This is a genomic window from Pseudonocardia broussonetiae, assembly GCF_013155125.1.
Classification (GTDB): Bacteria; Actinomycetota; Actinomycetes; order Mycobacteriales; family Pseudonocardiaceae; genus Pseudonocardia; species Pseudonocardia broussonetiae.
Window position 1 is genome coordinate 3869880 of record NZ_CP053564.1, and the last position, 20660, is coordinate 3890539.

The 20660-nt window shown below is 74.9% G+C and carries 23 protein-coding genes; 13 read left to right on the top strand and 10 right to left on the bottom strand.

Annotated features, from left to right (window positions below):
* Positions 1 to 32: 32 nt before the first annotated feature.
* Positions 33 to 410: a PPOX class F420-dependent oxidoreductase gene (locus HOP40_RS19085; RefSeq protein WP_172160476.1), complete on the bottom strand. Its 378-nt coding sequence runs from the start codon at positions 408 to 410 to the stop codon at positions 33 to 35.
* Complete coding sequence (locus tag HOP40_RS19090) at positions 407 to 1711, bottom strand: cytochrome P450 (protein ID WP_172160478.1); 1305 nt, start codon at positions 1709 to 1711, stop codon at positions 407 to 409. The genes HOP40_RS19085 and HOP40_RS19090 overlap by 4 nt, the downstream gene beginning before the upstream one ends.
* Positions 1712 to 1805: 94 nt before the next feature.
* Between HOP40_RS19090 and HOP40_RS19095 the strand changes: the two genes are divergently transcribed.
* Together HOP40_RS19095 and HOP40_RS19100 are read left to right on the top strand one after the other, a co-directional pair.
* Positions 1806 to 2699 carry a metallophosphoesterase family protein gene (locus tag HOP40_RS19095; protein WP_172160480.1) on the top strand — a complete coding sequence of 298 codons (894 nt, stop codon included), beginning with the start codon at positions 1806 to 1808 and terminating at the stop codon, positions 2697 to 2699.
* A gap of 14 nt (positions 2700 to 2713) precedes the next feature.
* On the top strand, positions 2714 to 2917 hold the full coding sequence (locus HOP40_RS19100) for a hypothetical protein (RefSeq protein WP_172160482.1): 204 nt from the start codon (positions 2714 to 2716) through the stop codon (positions 2915 to 2917).
* On the opposite strand, the gene HOP40_RS19105 is transcribed toward HOP40_RS19100, so the two are convergent.
* Entirely contained in the window at positions 2896 to 3147 is a 252-nt protein-coding gene (locus tag HOP40_RS19105) for a type B 50S ribosomal protein L31 (protein WP_172160492.1), read from the bottom strand. The genes HOP40_RS19100 and HOP40_RS19105 overlap by 22 nt on opposite strands.
* Positions 3148 to 3202: 55 nt before the next feature.
* Between HOP40_RS19105 and HOP40_RS19110 the strand changes: the two genes are divergently transcribed.
* From HOP40_RS19110 to bluB, 5 genes are read left to right on the top strand one after another with little or no spacing between them, the layout of a single operon-like run.
* Positions 3203 to 3607 (top strand): hypothetical protein, encoded by a 405-nt coding sequence (locus HOP40_RS19110; protein ID WP_172153785.1) that lies wholly within the window; start codon positions 3203 to 3205, stop codon positions 3605 to 3607.
* A gap of 10 nt (positions 3608 to 3617) precedes the next feature.
* Complete coding sequence (locus HOP40_RS19115; protein WP_172160494.1) at positions 3618 to 4508, top strand: SMP-30/gluconolactonase/LRE family protein; 891 nt, start codon at positions 3618 to 3620, stop codon at positions 4506 to 4508.
* Positions 4505 to 5266, top strand: coding sequence for a GntR family transcriptional regulator (locus HOP40_RS19120; protein WP_172160496.1), 762 nt, complete (start codon positions 4505 to 4507; stop codon positions 5264 to 5266). Before HOP40_RS19115 ends, HOP40_RS19120 begins: the two co-directional genes overlap by 4 nt.
* Positions 5267 to 5286: 20 nt before the next feature.
* Positions 5287 to 6462 (top strand): MFS transporter, encoded by a 1176-nt coding sequence (locus HOP40_RS19125; RefSeq protein WP_172168580.1) that lies wholly within the window; start codon positions 5287 to 5289, stop codon positions 6460 to 6462.
* Positions 6463 to 6473: 11 nt separating this feature from the next.
* On the top strand, positions 6474 to 7109 hold the full coding sequence (gene bluB / locus HOP40_RS19130; protein WP_172160505.1) for a 5,6-dimethylbenzimidazole synthase: 636 nt from the start codon (positions 6474 to 6476) through the stop codon (positions 7107 to 7109).
* Between the two features lie 29 nt (positions 7110 to 7138).
* Here the strand turns inward: bluB and HOP40_RS19135 are convergent, their stop codons facing one another.
* Complete coding sequence (locus HOP40_RS19135; protein WP_205346818.1) at positions 7139 to 7612, bottom strand: MarR family winged helix-turn-helix transcriptional regulator; 474 nt, start codon at positions 7610 to 7612, stop codon at positions 7139 to 7141.
* A gap of 165 nt (positions 7613 to 7777) precedes the next feature.
* Between HOP40_RS19135 and HOP40_RS19140 the strand changes: the two genes are divergently transcribed.
* Positions 7778 to 9115, top strand: coding sequence for an MFS transporter (locus HOP40_RS19140; RefSeq protein ID WP_172168584.1), 1338 nt, complete (start codon positions 7778 to 7780; stop codon positions 9113 to 9115).
* 3 nt (positions 9116 to 9118) lie between these two features.
* Here HOP40_RS19140 and HOP40_RS19145 read toward each other — a convergent pair whose 3' ends face one another.
* From HOP40_RS19145 to HOP40_RS19155, 3 genes are all read right to left on the bottom strand, one after another.
* Positions 9119 to 9733 (bottom strand): LutC/YkgG family protein, encoded by a 615-nt coding sequence (locus HOP40_RS19145; protein WP_172160507.1) that lies wholly within the window; start codon positions 9731 to 9733, stop codon positions 9119 to 9121.
* An 82-nt stretch (positions 9734 to 9815) separates the two neighbouring features.
* Complete coding sequence (locus HOP40_RS19150; protein ID WP_205347332.1) at positions 9816 to 11264, bottom strand: lactate utilization protein B; 1449 nt, start codon at positions 11262 to 11264, stop codon at positions 9816 to 9818.
* 160 nt (positions 11265 to 11424) lie between these two features.
* A complete protein-coding gene (locus HOP40_RS19155) occupies positions 11425 to 12153 on the bottom strand; it encodes a (Fe-S)-binding protein (RefSeq protein ID WP_172160511.1) in 729 nt (242 codons plus the stop codon).
* Positions 12154 to 12329: 176 nt separating this feature from the next.
* On the opposite strand from HOP40_RS19155, the gene HOP40_RS19160 reads away from it, so the two are divergent.
* Positions 12330 to 13373, top strand: a complete 1044-nt coding sequence (locus HOP40_RS19160) for an alcohol dehydrogenase catalytic domain-containing protein (RefSeq protein WP_172160513.1) — start codon at positions 12330 to 12332, stop codon at positions 13371 to 13373.
* A 54-nt stretch (positions 13374 to 13427) separates the two neighbouring features.
* Here the strand turns inward: HOP40_RS19160 and HOP40_RS19165 are convergent, their stop codons facing one another.
* Entirely contained in the window at positions 13428 to 15266 is a 1839-nt protein-coding gene (locus HOP40_RS19165) for an AAA-type ATPase lid domain-containing protein (protein WP_172160515.1), read from the bottom strand.
* Positions 15267 to 15364: 98 nt separating this feature from the next.
* Positions 15365 to 15934 carry a TetR family transcriptional regulator gene (locus tag HOP40_RS19170; RefSeq protein WP_172160517.1) on the bottom strand — a complete coding sequence of 190 codons (570 nt, stop codon included), beginning with the start codon at positions 15932 to 15934 and terminating at the stop codon, positions 15365 to 15367.
* A gap of 60 nt (positions 15935 to 15994) precedes the next feature.
* On the opposite strand from HOP40_RS19170, the gene HOP40_RS19175 reads away from it, so the two are divergent.
* Together HOP40_RS19175 and HOP40_RS19180 are read left to right on the top strand one after the other, a co-directional pair.
* On the top strand, positions 15995 to 17029 hold the full coding sequence (locus tag HOP40_RS19175; RefSeq protein ID WP_172160519.1) for an NAD(P)-dependent alcohol dehydrogenase: 1035 nt from the start codon (positions 15995 to 15997) through the stop codon (positions 17027 to 17029).
* Positions 17030 to 17142: 113 nt separating this feature from the next.
* Positions 17143 to 17538 carry an STAS domain-containing protein gene (locus tag HOP40_RS19180; protein WP_172160521.1) on the top strand — a complete coding sequence of 132 codons (396 nt, stop codon included), beginning with the start codon at positions 17143 to 17145 and terminating at the stop codon, positions 17536 to 17538.
* Between the two features lie 46 nt (positions 17539 to 17584).
* On the opposite strand, the gene HOP40_RS19185 is transcribed toward HOP40_RS19180, so the two are convergent.
* Complete coding sequence (locus tag HOP40_RS19185) at positions 17585 to 18334, bottom strand: HAD-IIA family hydrolase (protein ID WP_205347333.1); 750 nt, start codon at positions 18332 to 18334, stop codon at positions 17585 to 17587.
* Between the two features lie 195 nt (positions 18335 to 18529).
* Here HOP40_RS19185 and HOP40_RS35510 point away from each other — a divergent pair, with 195 nt between their 5' ends.
* Positions 18530 to 18994 carry a hypothetical protein gene (locus tag HOP40_RS35510; RefSeq protein ID WP_205346819.1) on the top strand — a complete coding sequence of 155 codons (465 nt, stop codon included), beginning with the start codon at positions 18530 to 18532 and terminating at the stop codon, positions 18992 to 18994.
* A 629-nt stretch (positions 18995 to 19623) separates the two neighbouring features.
* Positions 19624 to 20655, top strand: a complete 1032-nt coding sequence (locus HOP40_RS19195; RefSeq protein WP_172160525.1) for an iron-siderophore ABC transporter substrate-binding protein — start codon at positions 19624 to 19626, stop codon at positions 20653 to 20655.
* Positions 20656 to 20660: the final 5 nt, after the last annotated feature.

Below are 20660 nucleotides of genomic sequence, written 5' to 3' on the forward strand. Positions count from 1 at the left end.
AACCAAGGCCCGACTCGCGGGGGGAGTGTGCGTCAGGCGGTGAGGGTGATCGCCAGGCCTGCGGGCCCGGCGCCCCGGCGCTGGCTGATGGCCGTCAGCACCCGCCCCAGCAGGCCGTACTTCCGCCGCACCGCGTCCCGCACGGTCCGCACCCCGGCCGCGTCGAGGATGCGGGCCGTCGCGGGGACCGCGGGGCCCGAGGGGGTGCCCCGGCGGTCGCACACCGCCAGCGTCACGTCCCCGGACCGCCGGATGCGCTTGACCTTGCCGCTCCCCGACGGCGTCCACACCCCCAGCTCGCCGCCGGGCAGCGGTACGACCCAGACCGCGGTCGGGACGCCGGTGCCGTCGCGGCGGAACGTCGTGAGCTGGACGAACTGCGCGTCGGCGAGCGCCGCCGGGGAGGTCATGCGTCGACGGTAGCGGGGGTCAGGCGCACCGGCATCGCGTCGTAGCCGCGCAGCACGCGGGTGGGTCGGCGGTGCGGCGGGGCGGTCGGGGTGAGCCCGGGGAAGCGGTCGAACAGCGCCCGCAGCCCCACCTCGCCCTCCATCCGCGCGAGGCCGGCACCCAGGCAGTAGTGGATGCCGCTGGAGAAGGCGATGTGGTCGCCTGCGTTGGCGCGGCCGACGTCGAAGCGCTCGGGGTCACCGAAGACGGCCGGGTCGCGGTTGGCCCCGCCGAGCATGATCACCACGACCTGCCCGGTGCGCAGCGGCGCCCCGGCCACGGTGGTGTCGCGCAGGGCGATGCGGCCGGTGCGCTGCACGGGGGAGTCCAGGCGCAGCACCTCGTCGACGGCCCGGGGCCACAGTGACGGGTCCTCCTGCAGCCGGGCGAGCTGGTCGGGGTGCTCGGTCAGCAGCGCGGTGCCGTTGCCGATCAGGTTGACGGTGGTCTCGAAGCCCGCGGCGAGCAGCAGCATCGCGATCGAGGTCAGCTCGTCGTCGGTGAGCCGGCCCTCCGCGCTGTGCGCGTGCACGAGCGCGGAGAGAATGTTGTCGCCGGGGTTGCGGCGGATGTGCTCGAAGTGGCCGTGCATCCACTCCGAGAGCGCGGTGAGGTCGCTCTCCGAGCGCCGGAACTCCGACCACGACAGCCCGGCGTCGAGCGAGAGCGCCCCGCCCGCACCCCACTCCAGGAACTGCCGGCGCATCTCGACCGGCGCCCCGAGCATCTCGGCGATGACGGTGGCGGGCAGCAGGGCGGCGTAGTCGTCGATCAGGTCGGCGTGCGGGCCGTGCATGTCGTCGAGCAGGCCCGCAGCGATCTCCTCGGTGCGGCTGCGCAGCGCGGCGACGGCCTTCGCGCTGAACGCGCGCGTGACGAGCTTGCGGTAGCGGGTGTGGTCGGGCGCGTCGACCGACAGCATCGACGGCGGCGTGACCGGCCCCAGCGGCCCCCGGCCCCCGGCGCGCACCAGCGCCCGCAGCGCGGCCGGCGCGCGCCCGCTCGGCCCGCCGACGACCCCGCAGTCGGGGCTGCGCAGGATCGCGGTGGCGACGTCGTGGCGCGCGGTGTTGAGCACGATGCCGTTGTCGACGAGCGCGCCGCGGGTGCGCAGCTCGTCGTAGTGGCCGAAGGGGTCGGCGATCACGGCCGGGTCGACCATCAGCCGCGCGGTCGGGTCACCGGCCTTCACGCGCTGCTCGACGGCACGGCGGATCATGCCGTGACGCAGCCCCCAGCGGATCGCCTGACGGACCACCATGCCGACCTCCCGTGAAACCTACCGACGGTAACCTGCTGCCGAACCTACCGTCGGTAACCCCGGTTCGGCCAGCTCCCGTGGTAGGAGTGCACCGGTGAAGCTGTGGGCGGTCAGCGATCTGCACGTGCGCCACCGGGACAACCGGGCGATCGCCGAGGAGATCCGGCCGGAGTCCGCCGACGACTGGCTGGTCGTGGCCGGCGACGTCGCCGAGCAGGTCGACGACGTCGTGCGCACCCTCGCGGTGCTGCGCCGCCGCTTCGCGCGCGTGATCTGGGTGCCGGGCAACCACGAGCTCTGGACGCGGACGAAGGACCCGGTGCCGCTGCGCGGGGTCGCGCGCTACGAGCGGCTGGTCGCGGAGTGCCGCGCGCTCGGCGTCGACACGCCGGAGGACCCGTTCCCGGTGTGGACGGGGCCGGACGGGCCGGTCGTCGTCGCCCCGCTGTTCCTGCTCTTCGACTACTCGTTCCTGCCCGAGGGTGCGACGACGTCGGCGGAGGGGCTGGAGATCGCCTACGCGGCCGGGGTGGTCTGCACCGACGAGCACCTGCTGCACCCCGACCCGTACCCGAGCCGGGAGGCGTGGTGCGCGGCGCGGGTGGAGGAGTCGCGGCGCCGGCTCGACGCGCTCGACCCGGCCCTGCCGACGGTGCTGGTCAACCACTGGCCGCTGACCCGCCTGCCGACCCGCGTGCTGCGCTACCCCGAGTTCGCGCTGTGGTGCGGCACCACCGCCACCGCCGACTGGCACGTCCGCTACCGCGCGCAGGCCGTCGTATACGGGCACCTGCACATCCCGCGCGTCACGGTCGAGGACGGTGTCCCGTTCCGGGAGGTGTCCCTGGGCTACCCCCGGGAGTGGCGGGCCCGGGCCGAGCGCCGAGGGCACGGGGACCCGGTGCCGCGCCAGGTCCTGCCGGCACCCGCGACCCTCCCGGATCCCGGAACCACCACCACGTCGCCAGCCAGGCGACCGGCCCGGTGACGACGAGGATCGCGATGGCCAGCCAGCCGGTGTCGGAGACGAAGCCGGTGGCGACCCAGCCCGCGATCCACAGCACCATCAGCGCCGAGCGGCGCCGGATGAGCCGGCGGTGGACGACGACGAGCGGCTCCCGCATGTCGGTGACGACCACCGCCCGGCTCCGGCGCACCCGCCCAGTATCGGGGCGGGCCGGTCCTCAGGCGCGGCGCTTCCCGTAGCGCCGGTTGAACTTCTCGACCTGCCCCGCCGCGTCGAGCACGCGCGCGCCGCCCGTCCAGAACGGGTGGGAGTACGCGGTGACGTCGATCGTGACGAGCGGGTAGGTGTTCCCGTCGGTCCAGACCGTCGTCTCGCGGGAGGTCGCGGTCGAGCGGGTGAGGAAGCGGTCGCCGGTCGACTGGTCCTGGTAGACGACGGGACCGTAGGTGGGGTGGATGTTCGGTCGCACGGCGAACCTCTTCTCGCTAGTTGACAACGATTGTCGCTTGCATCAACGTAGCCCCATGGCCACTTGTTCCGGGTACACGGCCCTGTCCTGCGTCGCCGGCCGCTGCGGCACCGGCGACACCGCGACCGTCGGCGACGCCGTCGCCGCGGAGCTGCGCGCGGTGGTCCGCGGCAGCGAGCAGGGGGTGCTGGTGAGCACCGGGTGCCTGCTCGGCGGGGCGGTGTGCGCGGAGCGGCCGGTGGCGCCCGTGGTCGTCGTCCAGCCCTGCGACGACGAGCGCCGCCCGACCTCGCACGCCCTCGTCGTCGGCCCGCTGCGCACCACCGCCGACGTCGCCGCGCTCGGGGCCTGGCTGCGCGCCGGCGACCTCGACCCGGGCCTGCTGCCCGCGCACCTGCTGTCGGGCCGGCTCCTCGCCGCGGCCCGGCGCGCCGCTGCCCGCAGGGGCGTGTCGGGCTAGCCTCGGCCGCGTGACCGTCGCGACTCCGGCCTCCGACGAGGTCTGCACGCTGGGTGAGGGCCCCGTCTGGGACGGGCCGCGCGAGCGGCTGCTCTGGGTGGACATCGTCGAGGGCGCGGTGCTGGAGGGCCGGATCGACGGCAACGCCGTGCACGTCACGGGCCGGCACGCGTTCGACTCGACGGTCGGCGCGGTCGCCGTCCGCGCCGACGGCGGGCTGCTCGTCGCGGAGCGCCAGGTGCTCACCTCCGTCGATCCCGACGGGCGGCGCACCGAGGTCGCGCGCGTCCTGCCCGCCGCGCGGCGCAGCCGGCTCAACGACGGCGCCGTCGACCCCGGCGGCCGGTTCCTCGTCGGCAGCCTCGCCCAGGACGACCGCACCGGCGAGGAGGTCCTCGTCCGCCTCGACGGCGACGCGGTCGTCCCGCTCGACACCGACCTCGACCTGTCCAACGGCCTGGCCTGGAGCCCCGCGGGCGACCGGCTCTACAGCATCGACACGATCCCGGGGACGATCTGGGAGCGCGAGTACGACCCGGCGACGGGCGCGGTGGGGGAGCGGCGCGTGCTGTGCACCGTCGAGGGCTCGCCCGACGGGATGTGCGTCGACGCCGACGGCCGGCTGTGGATCGCGCTCTACGAGGGCGGGCGGGTCGAGTGCCGCACCCCGGACGGGGAGGTCACCGGTCACGTCGAGCTCGACGCCCCGCACCCGACGTGCGTCGCCTTCGCCGGGCCCGACCTCGACCTGCTGGTGATCACGACCGCCCGCCAGGGCATGTCCGACGCCGAGCTCGCCGCCCACCCGGACTCTGGGCGCCTGCACGTCGCCCGGCCGGGGGCGCGCGGGCTGCCCACCTCGTACTGGGAACCGGCCGGGCGTGGTGGGATGGGGTCGTGACCGGAGCGCGTTCCCTCGACCGCGCCCGCCACGACCCGTTGTGGTCCCAGCTCCTGGCCGACCTGCGGCGCCGCCTGGAGGCCGGCGAGTTCGCCGACGCGTTCCCCGGCGAGCTCGCGCTCGTCGGCGAGTACGGCGTCAGCCGGCACACCGTGCGCGAGGCGCTGCGCCGCCTGCGCGACGAGGGCACGGTCGTCGCCGGGCGCGGGCGCTCGCCCCGGCTGGCCGCGCCGACCGAGATCCGCCAGCCGCTCGGCGCGCTCTACAGCCTGTTCTCCTCGGTCGAGGCGGCCGGGCTGAGCCAGCGCAGCGTCGTGCGGACCCTCGAGGTGCGCGCCGACGGGGTGATCGCGGCGCGGCTGGGGCTGGAGGAGTCGACGCCGCTGGTGTTCCTGGAGCGGCTGCGGATGGCCGGCACCGCGCCGCTCGCCGTCGACCGCGTCTGGCTGCCGCACGCGATCGCCGCGCCCCTGCTCGACGTCGACTTCACCCACACCGCGCTCTACACCGAGCTCGCGCAGACCTGCGGCGTCACGCTCACCGCCGGGCGCGAGGACATCCGCGCGGTCGTGCCCAGCGAGGCCGAGCGCGACCTGCTCGCCGTCGGCCCGGACGTCGCCGCGTTCGCGATCGAGCGGCTCGGGCTCGTCGGCCCCGACGCCGTGGAGTGGCGGCACACGCTGGTGCGGGGCGACCGCTTCACCGTCACCGCCGACTTCTCCACCCGCGGCGGCTACCGGCTGGGCCTCGCCCGCTGAGCGTGCCCGCCCCCGTGACCGTGCTCTCCCCGTCCGGCCTGCGCCGGGTGCTCGTCGTGCTGTGCGCCACCGAGATCGTGAGCTGGGGGATCCTCTACTACGCCTTCCCGGTGCTGGCGTCGTCGATCACGGCCGACACCGGCTGGTCGCTCCCGACGGTCACCGCGGCGTTCTCGACGGGCCTGGTCGTGTCGGCGCTCGCCGGGATCCCGGCCGGGCGGGTGCTCGACCGGCACGGCCCCCGCGTCGTGATGACGACGGGCTCGCTGCTCGGCGTGCCCGCGCTGGTCGGGATCGCGACCGCGCCGACGCTGCCGTGGTTCTTCGCGTCCTGGGCACTGGCCGGGCTGGCGATGGCCGGCACGCTCTACCCGCCCGCGTTCGCGGCGCTGACCCGCTGGTGGGGGCCGCGCCGGGTCACCGCGCTGACGGCCGTCACGCTGCTGGCGGGGTTCGCCAGCGCGGTCTTCGCACCGCTCACGGCCGCGCTCGTCGAGGCGTCGGACTGGCGGCGGACCTACCTCGTCCTGGCCGTCGTGCTCGCCGTGACGACCGTCCCGGCGCACCTGTTCGGGCTGCGTGGGCCCTGGCCCCGCCCCGACCCCGAGGAGGAGTCGGCGGGCGCGGACCCGGGCGCGATCGCCCGCAGCCGCCCGTTCGTGCTCGCGGTCCTCGCCGTCGGGCTGGGGTCGTTCACGGCGTTCGCGGTGATCGTCAACCAGGTGCCGCTGCTGGTCGAGCGGGGGCTGACCACCGGTGAGGCCGCGTGGGCGCTGGGGCTGGGCGGGCTCGGGCAGACCGCGGGACGCCTGGGCTACGGGTGGCTCGTCCGCTCGTTCTCGGTGCGCGGGCGCGGGGTCGTCATCCTGCTGGCGGTGGCGGCGACGACCGCGCTCATGGCGGTCGTGCCCGGGCCGACGGCGCTGCTCGTGGCCGTCGCGGTGCTGGCCGGCACGGCCCGCGGCGTGCTCACGCTGTTCCAGGCGACGGCCGTCAGCGACCGCTGGGGCGCCACGCACTACGGGCGCCTGGGCGGGATCCTCTCGGCCCCGGTGGTGCTCGCGACGGCGCTGGCGCCGTGGGCCGGGGCCGCGCTGGCCGACGTGCTCGGCGGCTACCCGGCGGTGTTCGTCGTCCTGGCGGCGGTGGCGCTGGTGGCCGCGGGGTGCGCGCTGGGCAGCGTGCCGCGCCGGTAGCGTTGGCCGTCGTGTCCCGCGACCTGTACGACGTGATCGCCCGCCGCCGCGACGTCCGCACCGAGTTCGTCGACGCCCCGCTGGAGGAGGACGTGCTGTGGCGGGTCCTCGACGCCGCGCACCGCGCCCCGAGCGTCGGCCTGACGCAGCCCTGGGACTTCGTGGTCGTGCGCGACCGCGCCGTGCGCGCCCGGTTCGCCGCGCACGTCGAGGAGCAGCGGCGGGAGTTCGCCGCCGGCCTGGACGACGAGCGCGCCGCCACCTTCGGGCCGATCACCGTGCAGGGGATCCTCGGCGCGGCCGCCGGGATCGTCGTCACCTGCGACCCCGACCGCGGCGGCCCGCACGTGCTGGGCGCCGCGACCGTGCCCGACACCGTCCTGTTCTCGACGTGCCTGGCCGTGCAGAACCTGTGGCTCGCGGCGACGGCCGAGGGGCTGGGCGTCGGCTGGGTGTCGTTCTACCGGGAGCCGTTCCTGCGCGAGCTGGTCGGCGCGCCCGAGGGCGTGCGGCCCGTGGCGTGGCTGTGCGTCGGCCCGGTCAGCCACCTCGAGGAGGTGCCGGACCTGGAGCGCCACCGCTGGCGCGCCCGGAGGCCGCTCGCCGAGGCGGTGCACCGGGAGCGGTTCGGGTCGCCGTCGGCGTGAGGGTGGCGCCGTCGGCGTGAGATGGGGGGTCAGCGTGAGGCGGCGCGGTCCGGCGCGGGCGGGCGCGGCCAGAGCCCGGACTGCCGCTGCTCGATGTCCTCGTTGAGGCGGCGGAGCAGGCGGTTGAGCTCGTCGACGTCGTGGTCGGACCAGTCGGCCAGGACCGTGCCGATCCCGCTGCGGTAGGCCGCACGGTCGGCGGCGAGGCGGCGCAGGCCGGCGGCGGTGGGGCGCAGCAGGTGCGCCGGGCCGCCGTCGGGGTCGGGCGTGCGCTCCACCAGCCCGGCGCGGCGCATTGCCCCGACCTGCCGGGTGACGGTGGAGATCTCCAGGTTGAGCGCGTCGGCGATGCCGCGGGCGGTGAGCGGGCCGCCGGCCTCGAGGCGGCTGAGGACGACGTAGGCCGAGCGGTCGAGCGCGCCGGGGATCCGGGCGGGGGAGAGGTGGTGGCGGCCGACGAGCATGAACTCGCGCGCGAGCGCGTCGATTGGGTCCTCCGTCACGTGCACCTCCCGGCCGCGGCGTGTGTACGGTACACAAGGTTAGCCGTGCTACCGAATCCCAGGGGGACCTCCGTGATCCGACGTCCGGCCGCCGCACGTCGGGTCGCCGCCTCGCCCCGGCTGGTCGTCGCCGCCCTGTGCTCGGGCGGGCTGATCGCGTCGTTCATGCAGACGCTGGTGATCCCGCTGGTCCCGGCCCTGCCGCGGCTGCTCGACGCCTCGCCGGCCGACGCGTCGTGGGTCGTCACGATCACCCTGCTCGTCGCGGCCGTGATGATGCCGGTGACCGGGCGCCTCGGTGACCTCTACGGCAAGCGCCTGGTGATGCTGGGCTGCTTCGCGACGCTCGTCGTCGGCTCGGTGGTGGTGGCCGCGGGCAGCGCGCTCGTGCCCGCGATCATCGGGCGCGGGCTGCAGGGCGCCGCGATGGGCATCATCCCGCTGGGGATCACGATGATGCGCGACGTCCTGCCGCCCGAGCGGGTCGGCTCGGCGATGGCGCTGATGAGCGCGACGCTCGGCGTCGGCGGGGCGATCGGGCTGCCGGTGTCGGCGATCGTCGCGGAGAACGCGAGCTGGCAGGTGCTGTTCTGGCTCTCCGCGGTGCTCGGCGCGCTGTGCGGGCTGCTGGTGGCGCTCGTCGTGCCGGAGTCCGACGTGCGGGCGCAGGGGAGGTTCGACGTGCTCGGCGCGCTCGGGCTGGCGGTCGGGCTGGTCGGCCTGCTGCTCGGTGTCGTCCAGGGCGGGACGTGGGGCTGGGGGAGCCCGCTGACGATCGGCGCGTTCACGACGTCGGTGGTCGTGCTCGTGCTGTGGGGCGTCCTGCAGCTGCGCGTGCGCGACCCGCTCGTCGACCTGCGGGTGTCGGCGCGGCGCCCGGTGCTGTTCACCAACCTGGCGTCGGTCGTGGCCGGGTTCGCGATGTTCGGGACCTCGCTGGTGTTCCCGCAGCTGCTGCAGGCGCCGCCGGAGACCGGCTACGGGCTGGGCCTGTCGATGCTGCAGGCCGGCCTGGTGATGGCGCCGGGCGGGCTGATGATGATGGTGATGTCGCCGCTGTCGGCCCGGTTGACGGCCGCGCGCGGCCCGCGCACCACGCTCATGGCCGGGCTCGCCGTGATCGCCGCCGGCTACCTGGCGACGACGTTCCTCACCGGCTCGGTGCCCGCGGTCCTGCTCGCCACGGTGATCATCAGCAGCGGCGTCGGCATCTCCTACGCCGCGATGCCCGCGCTGATCATGGGGGCCGTGCCGCGCGAGCTGTCGGCGGCGGGCAACGGCCTCAACTCGCTGATGCGCTCGGTCGGCACCTCGGTGTCCGCGGCCGTCACCGGGGTGGTGCTGGCCGGGTTCACGATCAGCGTCGGGGGTTCGGTGTTCCCGTCGGCCGCCGGGATCCAGGTGGCGTTGCTGATCTCCGCCGGGGCCTCGCTCGCCGGTCTCGCCGTCACGTTCCTGATCCCGGCGCGGGTGGTGGAGCGGGAGCCCGTCACCGTCGGGTAGGTGTCAGGGGGCGTCCAGCACGACGATGAGCGTGCGCGGGCCGTGCACGCCCTCGACGCGGTGCAGCTCGATGTCGCTGGTGGCCGACGGGCCGCTGACGAACGTCGTCGGGCGGACGGGGTCGAGCCGGGCGAGCAGCTCGGGGACCGTCTCGACGACCTGGTCGGCCCGCACCACGCACACGTGCACGTCGGGGACCAGCGTGAGCGCGCGCCGGCCCTGGTCGGGGCCCGCGTCGAGCGCGATCGTGCCGGTGACGGCGCAGGCCGCCGCCGCCCCCGTGACGACGGCGGCGAACCCGTCGAGCTCGGCGGGCGAGAACCCGGTGTCGGCGACGCCGCCGGGCACCCAGCCGTCGGGGAGGCCGGCGGGCACGAGCGCGGGACCGTCGACCCCGGCCAGCGCCACGGCGATCGCGGCGGGCACGTCCCCGGCCGCGTCGACGACGGTGGCGCGGTAGTCGACGAGCCGGTCGCGCAGCAGCTCCAGCACCGCGGCCGAGCCCGGTGCGTGCGTGCCGGTGCGGGCGTACTCGCGCGGGACGGGCCGGGCGAGCGGGTGCCCGGCGGCGCTGTTGGCGGCGCGGATCCGGCCGAGCACCTCGTCGCGGGCGCTCACCGGCTCGCCCGCACACAGGCTGCGGGGGTCGCACACAGGTCCGGCCCTGTGTGCGGGCCCCGGGAGGTGTGTGCGAGCCGGGTCACGACTGACCCCGCTCGCGGGCCCGCCCCTGACCCCGCTCGCGGGCCCACCACTGCCGGAAGGACTCGGCGGGCGGGCGGGGGAGGTCGCGGCTGCCCGTCCAGGCGTCCAGCGGCGGGGGCAGGGAGCCGATGCGGCCGGTGGAGCGGCCGAGCAGGCGGCCCAGGCGCGAGGCGGTCTCGGCGGCGGCGAACCGGCGGTGGTCGGCCATCACCCAGGACGCCGCGGCCATCGCGGCGGCCTCGGGGGAGGGGACGCCGCCCCGGTTGGCGTCGACGTGCTGGGCGCGCAGCCGCACCAGGAGCGACGGGATGTCGATCCGCACGGGGCAGGCGTCGAAGCAGGCGCCGCACAGCGACGAGGCGTAGGGGAGCGACGCGTTGTCCTCGACGCCCGTCAGCTGCGGCGAGAGCACCGCGCCGATCGGGCCCGGGTAGACCGAGCCGTACGCGTGCCCGCCCGCGCGCTCGTAGACCGGGCAGACGTTGAGGCACGCCGAGCACTTGATGCAGTGCAGCGCCGCGCGCCCGACCTCGTCGGCCAGGGTGGCGGTGCGGCCGTTGTCGAGCAGCACCAGGTGGAAGGCCTGCGGCCCGTCGCCGGGGGTGACGCCCGTCCAGGCCGAGGTGTAGGGGTTCATCCGCTCGCCCGTCGAGGAGCGGGGGAGCAGCTGCAGGAACACCTCGAGGTCCTGCCACGTCGGCACGACCTTCTCGATCCCCATGACGGTGATCAGCGTCTCGGGCAGCGTCAGGCACATCCGGCCGTTGCCCTCGGACTCGACGACGAGCAGCGTCCCCGACTCCGCGACGCCGAAGTTGGCCCCCGAGATCGCGACCTTCGCCCGCAGGAACCGCTCGCGCAGGTACAGGCGGGCGGCCTCGGCGAGGCGGCGCGGCTCGGCCGTCAGCTCCGGGTCGACGCCGGGCATCTCGCGCAGGAAGATCTCGCGGATCTCGGCGCGGTTGCGGTGGATGGCGGGCACCAGGATGTGGCTGCCGAGGTCGCCGCCCAGCTGGACGATCAGCTCGGCGAGGTCGGTCTCCTGCGCGGTGATGCCGGCCTCGGCGAGCGCGTCGTTGAGGCCGATCTCCTGCGTGGCCATCGACTTGACCTTGACGACCTCGGTCTCGCCCGTCTCCCGCACCAGCCGGGTGACGATCGCGTTGGCCTCGTGCGCGTCGCGCGCCCAGTGCACGACGCCGCCGCGCGCCGTGACCCTCTCCTCCAGCTCCACGAGGTGCTGGTCGAGGCGCGCCATCGTCGACGACTTGAGGGCCTCACCGGCGAGGCGCAGCTCCTCCCAGTCGTCGCACTCGGCGACGACGGCCGCGCGCTTGCCGCGGATCGTGGTGGTGGCGTGGCCGAGGTTGCGCCGCAGCTGTGAGTCGGCCAGGGCGCCGCGGGCGGCGTCGGGGAAGGACTGCTCCCCGCGCAGGTGGCCCACGCCGCGGGGGGCGGTGACGTCGCTGCGGGCGGCGGGCAGGCCGAGGAAGGTGCTCACGGTCGTCGCTCCTGGTCGGGTTGAGGCGCGGTGGCCGCGGGCACGGTCGTGAGTGGCGATCGTGGTCCTGGCCACGATCGCCGCTCACGGGCGGCGGAGCCGCTCACGCCGTCGCCGCCAGGATCTCGGCGAGGTGCAGGGTCCGGGTGCCGGTGCGCAGCCGCGAGAGGCCGCCGCCGATGTGCATCAGGCAGGAGCTGTCGCCCGCCGTGGCCACCTCCGCGCCGGAGGCCACGACGTTGCGCATCTTGTCGGCCAGCATCGCCGTGGAGGTGTCGGCGTTCTTCAGCGCGAACGTGCCGCCGAAGCCGCAGCACTGGTCGGCGTCGGGCAGCTCCAGCAGCGTCATCCCGCGGACCTGGCGCAGCAGCCGCAGCGGCTTGTCGTCGACGCGCAGCATCCGCAGCGAGTGGCAGGTGGGGTGGTAGGTGACGCGGTGCGGGAAGTAGGCGCCGACGTCCTCGACGCCCAGCACGTCGACGAGCAGCTCGGACAGCTCGTACGTGCGGGCGGCGACGGCCGTCGCGCGGCCGGCGAGCGCCTCGTCGCCCGCGCCGCGCGCCACCATCGCGTGCTGGTGGCGCACCGACCCGACGCAGGACCCCGACGGCGCGACGACGACGTCGTAGGGCTCGAACGCCTCCACGTGGTGGCGCACCAGCGGCACCGCCTCGCGCTGGTACCCCGTGTTGACGTGCATCTGGCCGCAGCAGGTCTGCGTCGGCGGGAACACGGCCTCGTGCCCGAGGCGCTCCAGCAGCGTGACGGTGGCGCGTCCGACGTCGGGGAACACGGCGTCGGCGAGGCACGTGACGAACAGGGCGATGCGCACGGCGCTATCCTCCCGTGGAGCGCCCGTGAGCGCCCGCCCGAGCGGTGTCCCGGGATCGGGACACCCCGGCGCCCGGGCCGCCCGGGCGGCCCCGCGATCGTCCGATTACGCGACAGTGCCCCCGTGCGGGCGCCCCTACGGTCGGAACGCAGCGTATTCGACCCACGGAGGTTCGCATGAAGGCACTCGTCTACCACGGTCCGGGCAACAAGGCCTGGGAGGACGTCCCGGACGCCGTTGTCCAGGACCCGACCGACGTGGTGGTCCGGGTGGACACCACGACGATCTGCGGCACCGACCTGCACATCCTGCAGGGCGACGTCGCGGCCGTCACCGACGGGCGCATCCTCGGCCACGAGGCCGTCGGCACCGTCACCGCGATCGGCGACGCGGTCAAGGGCTTCTCCGTCGGCGACCGCGTCCTCGTACCCGCGATCACCAAGTGCGGGCGCTGCGAGTACTGCCAGCGCGGCATCCCGTCGCACTGCCAGACCGTCGGCGGCATCGGCTGGATCTTCGGCCACCTCATCGACGGCACGCAGGCCGAGCTCGTCCGCGTGCCCTACGCCGACACCTCGCTCTACCTGGTGCCCGACTCGGTCACCAACGAGCAGGCGATCTTCCTCGCCGACTCGCTGCCCACCGGCTACGAGGTCGGCGTGCTCGCGGGCGGCGTCCGGCCCGGTGACACCGTCGCCGTCGTCGGCGCGGGCGCCGTCGGCCTCTCGGCGATCCTCACGACCGGCCTGTGGGGCGCGTCGAAGGTGATCGCGGTCGACTCCAACAAGTTCCGGCTGGAGAAGGCGCTGGAGTTCGGCGCCACCGACGCGGTCGAGGTCGGGCCGGGCACCGTCGCCGACGTCATCGCGCTCACCGACGGCCTCGGCGTCGACGTCTCGATCGAGGCGGTCGGCTACCCGGAGACGCTGCTGACGGCCGCGTCGCTGGTGCGCCCGGGCGGCACGATCGCCAACATCGGCGTCCACGGCACGCCGGTGGAGCTGCCGATGCAGGACATGTGGATCCAGAACGTCACGATGACGATGGGCCTGGTCGACACCGTCTCCATCCCGACCCTGCTGAAGATGGTCGGCAGCGGCCGGATCCCGGCCGAGAAGATGGGCACGCACACGTTCACCTTCGACCAGATGGACGAGGCGTACGACGTGTTCAAGAACGCCGCGGCCAACTCGGCGCTGAAGGTCATCATCACCCCGTGACCCACCCTCGTGCGCGGCGATCGTGGCTCCGGCCACGATCGCCGCGCACGGGCGTCAGGCGATGTAGCTGATGCCGAACGCGTCGATCTTGCGGTAGAGCGAGGAGCGGGCGATGCCCAGCATCGCCGCGGCCTTGTACCGGTTGCCGCCGCACTCGTAGAGCGCCTGGATCACGGCGTCGCACTGCGCCGCCTCCAGCATCGACATCTTCCGGCTCCGGCCCTGGAAGCACAGCTGCGGCAGGTCGCGGGCCTGGATCTCCCCGACGGGCTTGCGCGCCACGACGTAGCGCAGCACGTCCTCCAGCTCGCTGATGTTGCCCGGCCACGCGTAGCCCTCCAGCACGCGCACGACCTGCAGGCTCAGCCGCAGCGAGCGCCGCCCGGACAGCCTGCGCAGCACCGCCAGCGCGATGTCGCCGATCTCGTCGGCGCGGTAGCGCAGCGCCGGCACGCGCGTGATCTCGTGGAAGTGGCGCAGCAGCAGGCCGTAGGGGCGGGTGGCGTCGACGGCGGGGGTGTCGACGCAGCCGACCACCAGCGGCGGCACCGGCAGGGCGACGAGCGGGCGCAGCACCTCGTCGAGGCGCCGCGCCGCGACCGGCGTCAGCAGGTTCATCCCGCGCAGCAGCAGCAGGTGCGGGCGGCCGTCGGCGACGCCGGTGAGGTCCGGGGCGTCGCCGCGCTCCCCGTCGACGAGCACGACCCGCCCCGACGGGTGCGCCGCCCGGAACTGCTCGACGAGCAGCGTCCGCTTGCCGACGCCGGGCTCGCCGATGAGCAGGTGGTTGCGGCCCTGCCGGACGCTCGCGACGACCTCCTGCCGCGCCCGCAGGTACGGCGAGAGCAGCTCCCGGTTGGCCCGGATCCGCGCCTGGGCGTGCTCCTGGCGGGTGACGACGAGGTCGCGCGCGTAGTCGCGGCGCGCGGTCGGGGCGACGTGCGAGCCCTGCCGGCGCACGCTCTCCGGCGGCCGCCCGGTGCCCTCGCCGGTGGGGGCACCGGTGAGGACGCAGCCGACCGACGCCCCGTCGAGGTGCACCGGGCGCACCCCGACCTCGGCGCAGTGGCCCGAGGGCAGGTCGACGTGCTTGGTGGTGAAGTCGGCCAGCACGAGGCTGGCCAGCAGCAGGTCGCTCAGGACGCGCTGGTCACCGGCGGGGAGCCGGCGGGCCGGGCCGTTGGTCACGACGTAGTCGCCGTCGGTGGCGAGCACCCACGCGCCGCCACCCGCGTGCTCGGCGGCGAAGCGGTCGAGGATCGCGCGGGTGGCGCGGTGCGGCTCGCCGGCCGCCCGCTCGGTGACGCGGTCGGCGAGCATCCGGGCCAGCGGCAGCTGCAGCGCGGTGCGGTCGGCGTGGTGGCACACGACGACCAGCGCGCCCGCCGTGCCGCCGGTGCGCGGGTCGGTGACGACGGCCGCCGCCTCGGCCAGGCAGGTGAGCTGGGAGTGGAAGTGCTCGACGCCGCTGATCGCGGTGTCGGCCTGGTCGTGCAGCGCGATCGACGCCGCCGTGGTGCCGACCGTGCGCTCGCCGTAGCCGTAGCCGGGGACGAGGAGCAGCGCGTCGAGCAGCCCGGCCAGCGCGCGGTCGGCGTCGCGCCGGGCCCGGACCACGCCGGCCGGGTCGAGCAGCACGAACGAGCAGCCGGCGTCGGGGTGGGCGGTGGTGAAGGCGTCGAGGACCTCGTCGGCGCAGGCCACCACGCGCGGGACGTCGTGGTGGTGGCCGAGGAACCGCGCGCCGATCCGGTCGGGGTCGACGTCGTGGCGCAGCGACCGCTGCCAGGAGGCCAGCACGGCCGGCCCGACGACGCCCGGGTCCGGCGGCCGCTCCGCACCGGCCAGGAACGAGCGGCGAGCCGCCTCCACCTCCACCGACCGCGACCCCATCGTTGGAGGATAGGTGCGCCGGTGCGCATCGGACGTCTCCCGATGAGACGGGGGTCACCGGTGCGGCCAGTGGCAGAGGACGTCAGCGGCAGAGGACGTCAGCGGCAGAACGCACGCCGCACGGTCGCGGACAGCGCGGCCCGGCGGCGCTCGTGCTCGGCGGCGTCGTCGTCGCGGCGCGCGGTGTGCACGATCGCGCCCTGCGCCCAGGTGCCGGCCAGCGCGACGAGCATCGCCCACAGGTCGGCCGGGTCGACGTCGTCGACGAGCACCCCCATGCCCTGGGCGGCGGTGATCCGCATGACGAGCTCGGCGTCGTGGTCGGGGACATGCCCGAACAGCGGCCCGGTCGGCGTGCGCTCCAGGCGGGCCCAGCTGAGCAGGCGCACCAGCACGGGGTCGTCGAGGTAGGCGTCGTAGAGGCGGACGGCGTAGCCGGGGAGGTCGTCGACGGTGAGCGGCACGGCGTCGACGTTGGCGCCGACGTGCGCGGTGAACACCGCGTCGAACAGGGCGTCCTTGTTGCCGAAGTAGGCGTAGAGCTGCGCCTTGTTGGCCTCCGCCGCGGCCGCGATGCGGTCGACCCGCGCCCCGGCGATGCCGTGCGCGGCGAACTCGGCGGTGGCCGCGGCCGTGATCCTGCGCCTGGTGGCCGCCGCGTCCCGCACCGCCGCACCGTACCGTCCCGTGGTAGAAACAAACCAGTTGGTTACTACGGAGGGGACGTCATGCGAGCAGTACCGGGCTACCTGGTGACCGAGCGGGGCGCGCCGCCGCGGCGCGGGGACGTGCCGCGCCGCGCGCTGCGCCCCGACGACCTCGCCGTGCGCGTCACGCACTGCGGGGTGTGCCACACCGACCTGCACTCCCGCGACGGCGACGGCCCGTTCCCGCTGGTCCCGGGGCACGAGTTCGTGGGGGAGGTGAGCGCGGTCGGGGAGGAGGTCACCGGCTTCGCGGTCGGCGACGCCGTGGCCGTGGGCAACATCGTCGACTCCTGCGGCACCTGCGCGATGTGCCGCGCGGGCCAGGAGAACTTCTGCCGGGAGTTCCCGACGCTCACCTACGGCGGCACCGACCGCCGCGACGGCTCGCCGACCTACGGGGGGTACGCCGCGGAGTACGTGGTGCGCGAGCGGTTCGCCTACCACCGCCCCGCGCACCTCGACCCGGCCGGCGTGGCCCCGCTGCTGTGCGCCGGGGCCACGGTCTGGGAGCCGCTGCGGCGCTGGTCGGCCGGGCCCGGCACGACGGTCGGTGTGGTCGGGCTGGGCGGGCTCGGGCACCTCGCCGTGCGCCTCGCCCGCGCGCTGGGCGCCGAGGTCACGGTGTTCACGACGTCCGCGGGCAAGGCCGACGACGCCCGCCGCCTCGGCGCGCACCACGTCGTCGACTCCACCGACGCTCCGGCGATGGCCGCGCAGGCCGACCGCATCGACCTGGTGCTGGACTGCGCGCCGGTGTCCCACGACCTGGCGCCCTACCTGCGCACGGTCGCCCTCGACGGCACGCTCTGCGCGCTCGGGCACCTCGGCCCGGTCACCGTCGAGACGATGGACCTGCTGCTCGCCCGCCGCAGCCTCGCCTCGGCCGGCAGTGCCGGACGCCCGGGCACCCAGGAGATGCTCGACTTCTGCGGCCGGCACGGGATCGTCGCCGACGTCGAGGTGCTGCCGTCGGAGGAGGTGGCCACGGCGTTCGACCGGCTCGCGCGCAACGACGTGCGCTACCGGTTCGTGCTGGACCTGTCCGACCTGGGCTGAGCGGGCTCCGGGGTCACCGCCGGGCACGCCGTGGTCGTAGCGACGAACTCTGCGGGCAGGGGGTCCGGCGGGTCCGCCCAGCGCTCCGGGCCGTCGCTCGATAACCTCTTCCCGTGCACGACCCGGACACCCACTCCCTCCGGCAGGACGATCCCGCTCCGCTGCGGCTGGACGTCGACGACCGGCCCGACGCCCTGGTGCTCGTGGTGGGGGGCGAGATCGACAACACGACCGTCGACTCCCTGCGCGAGGCGATGGACCGCGCGGTCGCCGACCTCGGCGACCGGCACCTGGTCCTGGACCTCGCCCACGTCGAGTTCTTCGGCTCCGCCGGCATCGCGGTGCTCGTGGAGGCGCTGTCGGGGGTGTGGGCGACGGCCGGGGCGCAGCAGCCGTTCCGCATCGTCGTCGACGACACCCGGCCGGTGCTCCGCCCGATCCAGGTGAGCGGGCTCGAGTCCCACCTGCGGCTGTACTCCGACCTGGCCGACGCGCTGTCCGGGACCTGACCGCGCCGTCCGGGACTAGACCGCGCCGTCCGGGACCTGACCGGGCTCAGACGTCGTCGACCAGGTCGGCGATCGAGGAGACCACCCGGTGCGGGCGGTAGGGGAAGCGGTCGATCTCGTCGGCCTGCACGATCCCGGTCAGCACCAGCACCGTGCGCATCCCGGCCTCCAGGCCGGCGACGATGTCGGTGTCCATGCGGTCGCCGACCATCACGGTGGTCTCGGAGTGCGCCTGCAGGCGGTTGAGCGCGGCCCGCATCATCAGCGGGTTCGGCTTGCCGACGTAGTACGGCTCGACGCCCGTGGCCCGGGACATCAGGGCGGCGACCGAGCCGGTGGCCGGCAGCACGCCGTCGCCGGAGGGGCCGGTGGCGTCGGGGTTGGTGGCGACGAACCGCGCGCCGCCGAGGATGAGCCGGATCGCGGTGGTGATCGCCTCGAAGCTGTAGGTGCGGGTCTCGCCGAGGACGACGTAGTCGGGGGCGTTGTCGGTGAGGACGTAGCCGATCTCGTGCAGGGCCGTGGTGAGCCCGGCCTCGCCGACGACGTAGGCGCTGCCGCCGGGGCGCTGGTCGTCGAGGAAGGCGGCGGTGGCGAGCGCCGAGGTCCAGATCGACTCCACCGGCAGGTCGATGCCGCTGCTGCGCAGCCGGAACTGGAGGTCGCGCGGGGTGAAGATCGAGTTGTTGGTGAGGACCAGGAACGGCCGACCGGTCTCGCGGAGGCGGCCGATGAACGCGTCGGCGCCGGGGATGAGGCGTCCCTCGTGGACGAGGACACCGTCCATATCGGTCATCCAGCACTCAACCGGCTTGGGTTCGGGCACGGCGCCGAGCCTAGGCCCGCGTCCGGTCGCCCGCTGGCGCCGAACGGTCTTGTCGGCACGGGCCGGTGCCCCGAAACTTCCTGCGGCGCGCCTGTAACCGATCAGGCGCCACCGACGTCCTTCCTGTTGAACGCCCACCCACCCCCTGGTTCCCTGGAGGATCCGATGTCCGGCGAGTTCTACGCACCCGAGACCCCCGACCTGCCCGAGCACCCCGAGACGGACGCCCCGGAGCCCACCGACCAGGACGACTTCACGGAGACGGGCTCGTCCTACGAGTACGTCGACACCGACGGTGACGGCTACGCCGAGACCACCGTCATCGACTCCAACGCCGACGGCGAGGTCGACGCCGTCCTCACCGACGTCGACGGCGACTTCTACGACGACATCGCCCAGTTCGACAACACCCCCGGCGACGGGGAGTTCACCCCCGACGTCATCGCGGTGGCCACCGGCGGCGACGGCCTGGCCGACGTCGTCATCGACGACACGAACCTCGACGGCATCTACGACACCGTCACCCCGGGCCACGACGAGCCCCTGCCCTACGCCAACCCCTACGAGACCTCCGCGGGCGTGGCGCCGACCGAGACGCCGGTCGACGAGCCGTTCGAGCAGCGCTCCTGAACCCGCACGCACGGCACGACGACGGCCCCTGACCCCCCGCGGTCAGGGGCCGTTCCGCGTTCCGGGCAGGTCCCGGGCGGGGTTCCGGGCGCGACGGACCGCGGCGGCCCCGCTCCGTCCGGGCACGGGGCCGGGCTCCGTCGCAAGAGGACGCACGTCACACGCCGCGCCATCGCGATCAGGTTAGCCTCCCCTTGCTCGTTCTCGGTGCAGAGACGCCTTCGCGCTCCCCGGATCGAGCAACCGCAGGTCGCGCTCCGTTCCCTCGCTCGCCCGAACGGACTATTGAGGAAAGCCTAACCTTAGGCGAGGGTGATCGAGTCGCTCGACGGAGAGGGAGTCACGGATGTCCCGGCACGGCCCGCTGGACCCGGCAGAGGCCGCCCCCGGGCCGTCGCACCCCGCGTCGACCACCACCACCGCGGAGTCCCGCCGCCGCCCGCGGGCCGGCGGGTGACGCCGCCGGCAGTGCGCCGGCGGGAACGCCCGGACCGCGTCGGGCAGGACCCGCCCGGCCCCTCCCCGCTCCGCCCGCGGCAGGCAGCCGCACGCCTCTGTCCGCACCGGTGACACCGGTCCGGCCGTCGAACCCGTCCACGTCACGCCCGGCCCGTTCCCCGAGGAGCACGATGAGCACCTACCTGTCCCGACCCGTCCGACGCCGGTGGTTGCTCGCCGGCGCCGCGCTGGCCCTCACCGTCTCCGCGTGCGGGGCACCGGCCGCGCCGCCGGCGGCGGCCCCCGCGCAGGCCCCGCAGGCGGGCAGCGGGATGCCGGTCACCATCGACCACGCACTCGGGTCCACCACCATCAGCGCCGCGCCCCAGCGCGTGGTCACCATCGGCTGGAGCGACCAGGACGCCGTCCTCGCCCTCGGCGTGCAGCCGGTCGGCACCACCGAGTGGTTCAACGAGCAGCCCGGTGCGATCTTCCCCTGGGCCACCGGGTCGGCGACGGGACCGGCGCCGGAGATCGTCGCGAACGCCGGGGAGATCAACCTGGAGAAGGTGGCGGCGCTGCAGCCCGACCTGATCCTGGCCCTGTACGAGGGACTCGAGCAGTCCGAGTACGACAAGCTCTCCGCGATCGCGCCCACCGTCGCGCACTCCGCCCAGTACGACCCCTTCGGCGCCCCGTGGCAGGACATGACCCTGACCACCGGGCAGGCACTGGGCCGCGAGCAGCAGGCCAGGGACCTGATCGCCGACGTGGAGCAGCAGATCGCCACCGTCCGCAGCGCCAACCCGCAGTGGGCCGAGCAGACCATGCTGGTGATGGCCACCGTGGAGAGCGGCACCTACGGGGTCTTCTCGCCGCAGGACCCGAAGGCCCGCTTCTTCGCCGACCTCGGCTTCCGGACCGAGCCCGACTGGCTGGCGCCGCGGGTGCAGGACAACCTCGCCACCGTCAGCGCCGAGGAGTTCTCGCTGCTCGACGTCGACCGGCTGGCCTGGACGTCGGACCCGGACACCCTGCAGGTCCTGCGCGACGACACCATCTACAACCAGCTCGACGTGGTCCGCGACGGGCGCGTGGCCTACTTCGACTACACCACCGCGCCGTTCCCGGGCGCCGCGATCACGTTCAACACCGTGCTGAGCATCCCCTACGCGCTCGAGCAGATCGTTCCCGAGCTGCAGACGCTGGACGCCAAGCCGTGACCGCT

Excerpts from the sequence above, each read along its gene's own strand:
- HOP40_RS19085 (WP_172160476.1), bottom strand. The coding sequence starts at position 410 with ATGACCTCCCCGGCGGCGCTCGCCGACGCGCAGTTCGTCCAGCTCACG.
- HOP40_RS19090 (WP_172160478.1), bottom strand. The coding sequence starts at position 1,711 with ATGGTGGTCCGTCAGGCGATCCGCTGGGGGCTGCGTCACGGCATGATC.
- HOP40_RS19100 (WP_172160482.1), top strand. The coding sequence starts at position 2,714 with ATGGCCAGCCAGCCGGTGTCGGAGACGAAGCCGGTGGCGACCCAGCCC.
- HOP40_RS19110 (WP_172153785.1), top strand. The coding sequence starts at position 3,203 with ATGGCCACTTGTTCCGGGTACACGGCCCTGTCCTGCGTCGCCGGCCGC.
- HOP40_RS19140 (WP_172168584.1), top strand. The coding sequence starts at position 7,778 with ATGCAGACGCTGGTGATCCCGCTGGTCCCGGCCCTGCCGCGGCTGCTC.
- HOP40_RS19160 (WP_172160513.1), top strand. The coding sequence starts at position 12,330 with ATGAAGGCACTCGTCTACCACGGTCCGGGCAACAAGGCCTGGGAGGAC.
- HOP40_RS19165 (WP_172160515.1), bottom strand. The coding sequence starts at position 15,266 with ATGGGGTCGCGGTCGGTGGAGGTGGAGGCGGCTCGCCGCTCGTTCCTG.
- HOP40_RS19175 (WP_172160519.1), top strand. The coding sequence starts at position 15,995 with ATGCGAGCAGTACCGGGCTACCTGGTGACCGAGCGGGGCGCGCCGCCG.
- HOP40_RS19185 (WP_205347333.1), bottom strand. The coding sequence starts at position 18,334 with ATGACCGATATGGACGGTGTCCTCGTCCACGAGGGACGCCTCATCCCC.
- HOP40_RS35510 (WP_205346819.1), top strand. The coding sequence starts at position 18,530 with ATGTCCGGCGAGTTCTACGCACCCGAGACCCCCGACCTGCCCGAGCAC.
- HOP40_RS19195 (WP_172160525.1), top strand. The coding sequence starts at position 19,624 with ATGAGCACCTACCTGTCCCGACCCGTCCGACGCCGGTGGTTGCTCGCC.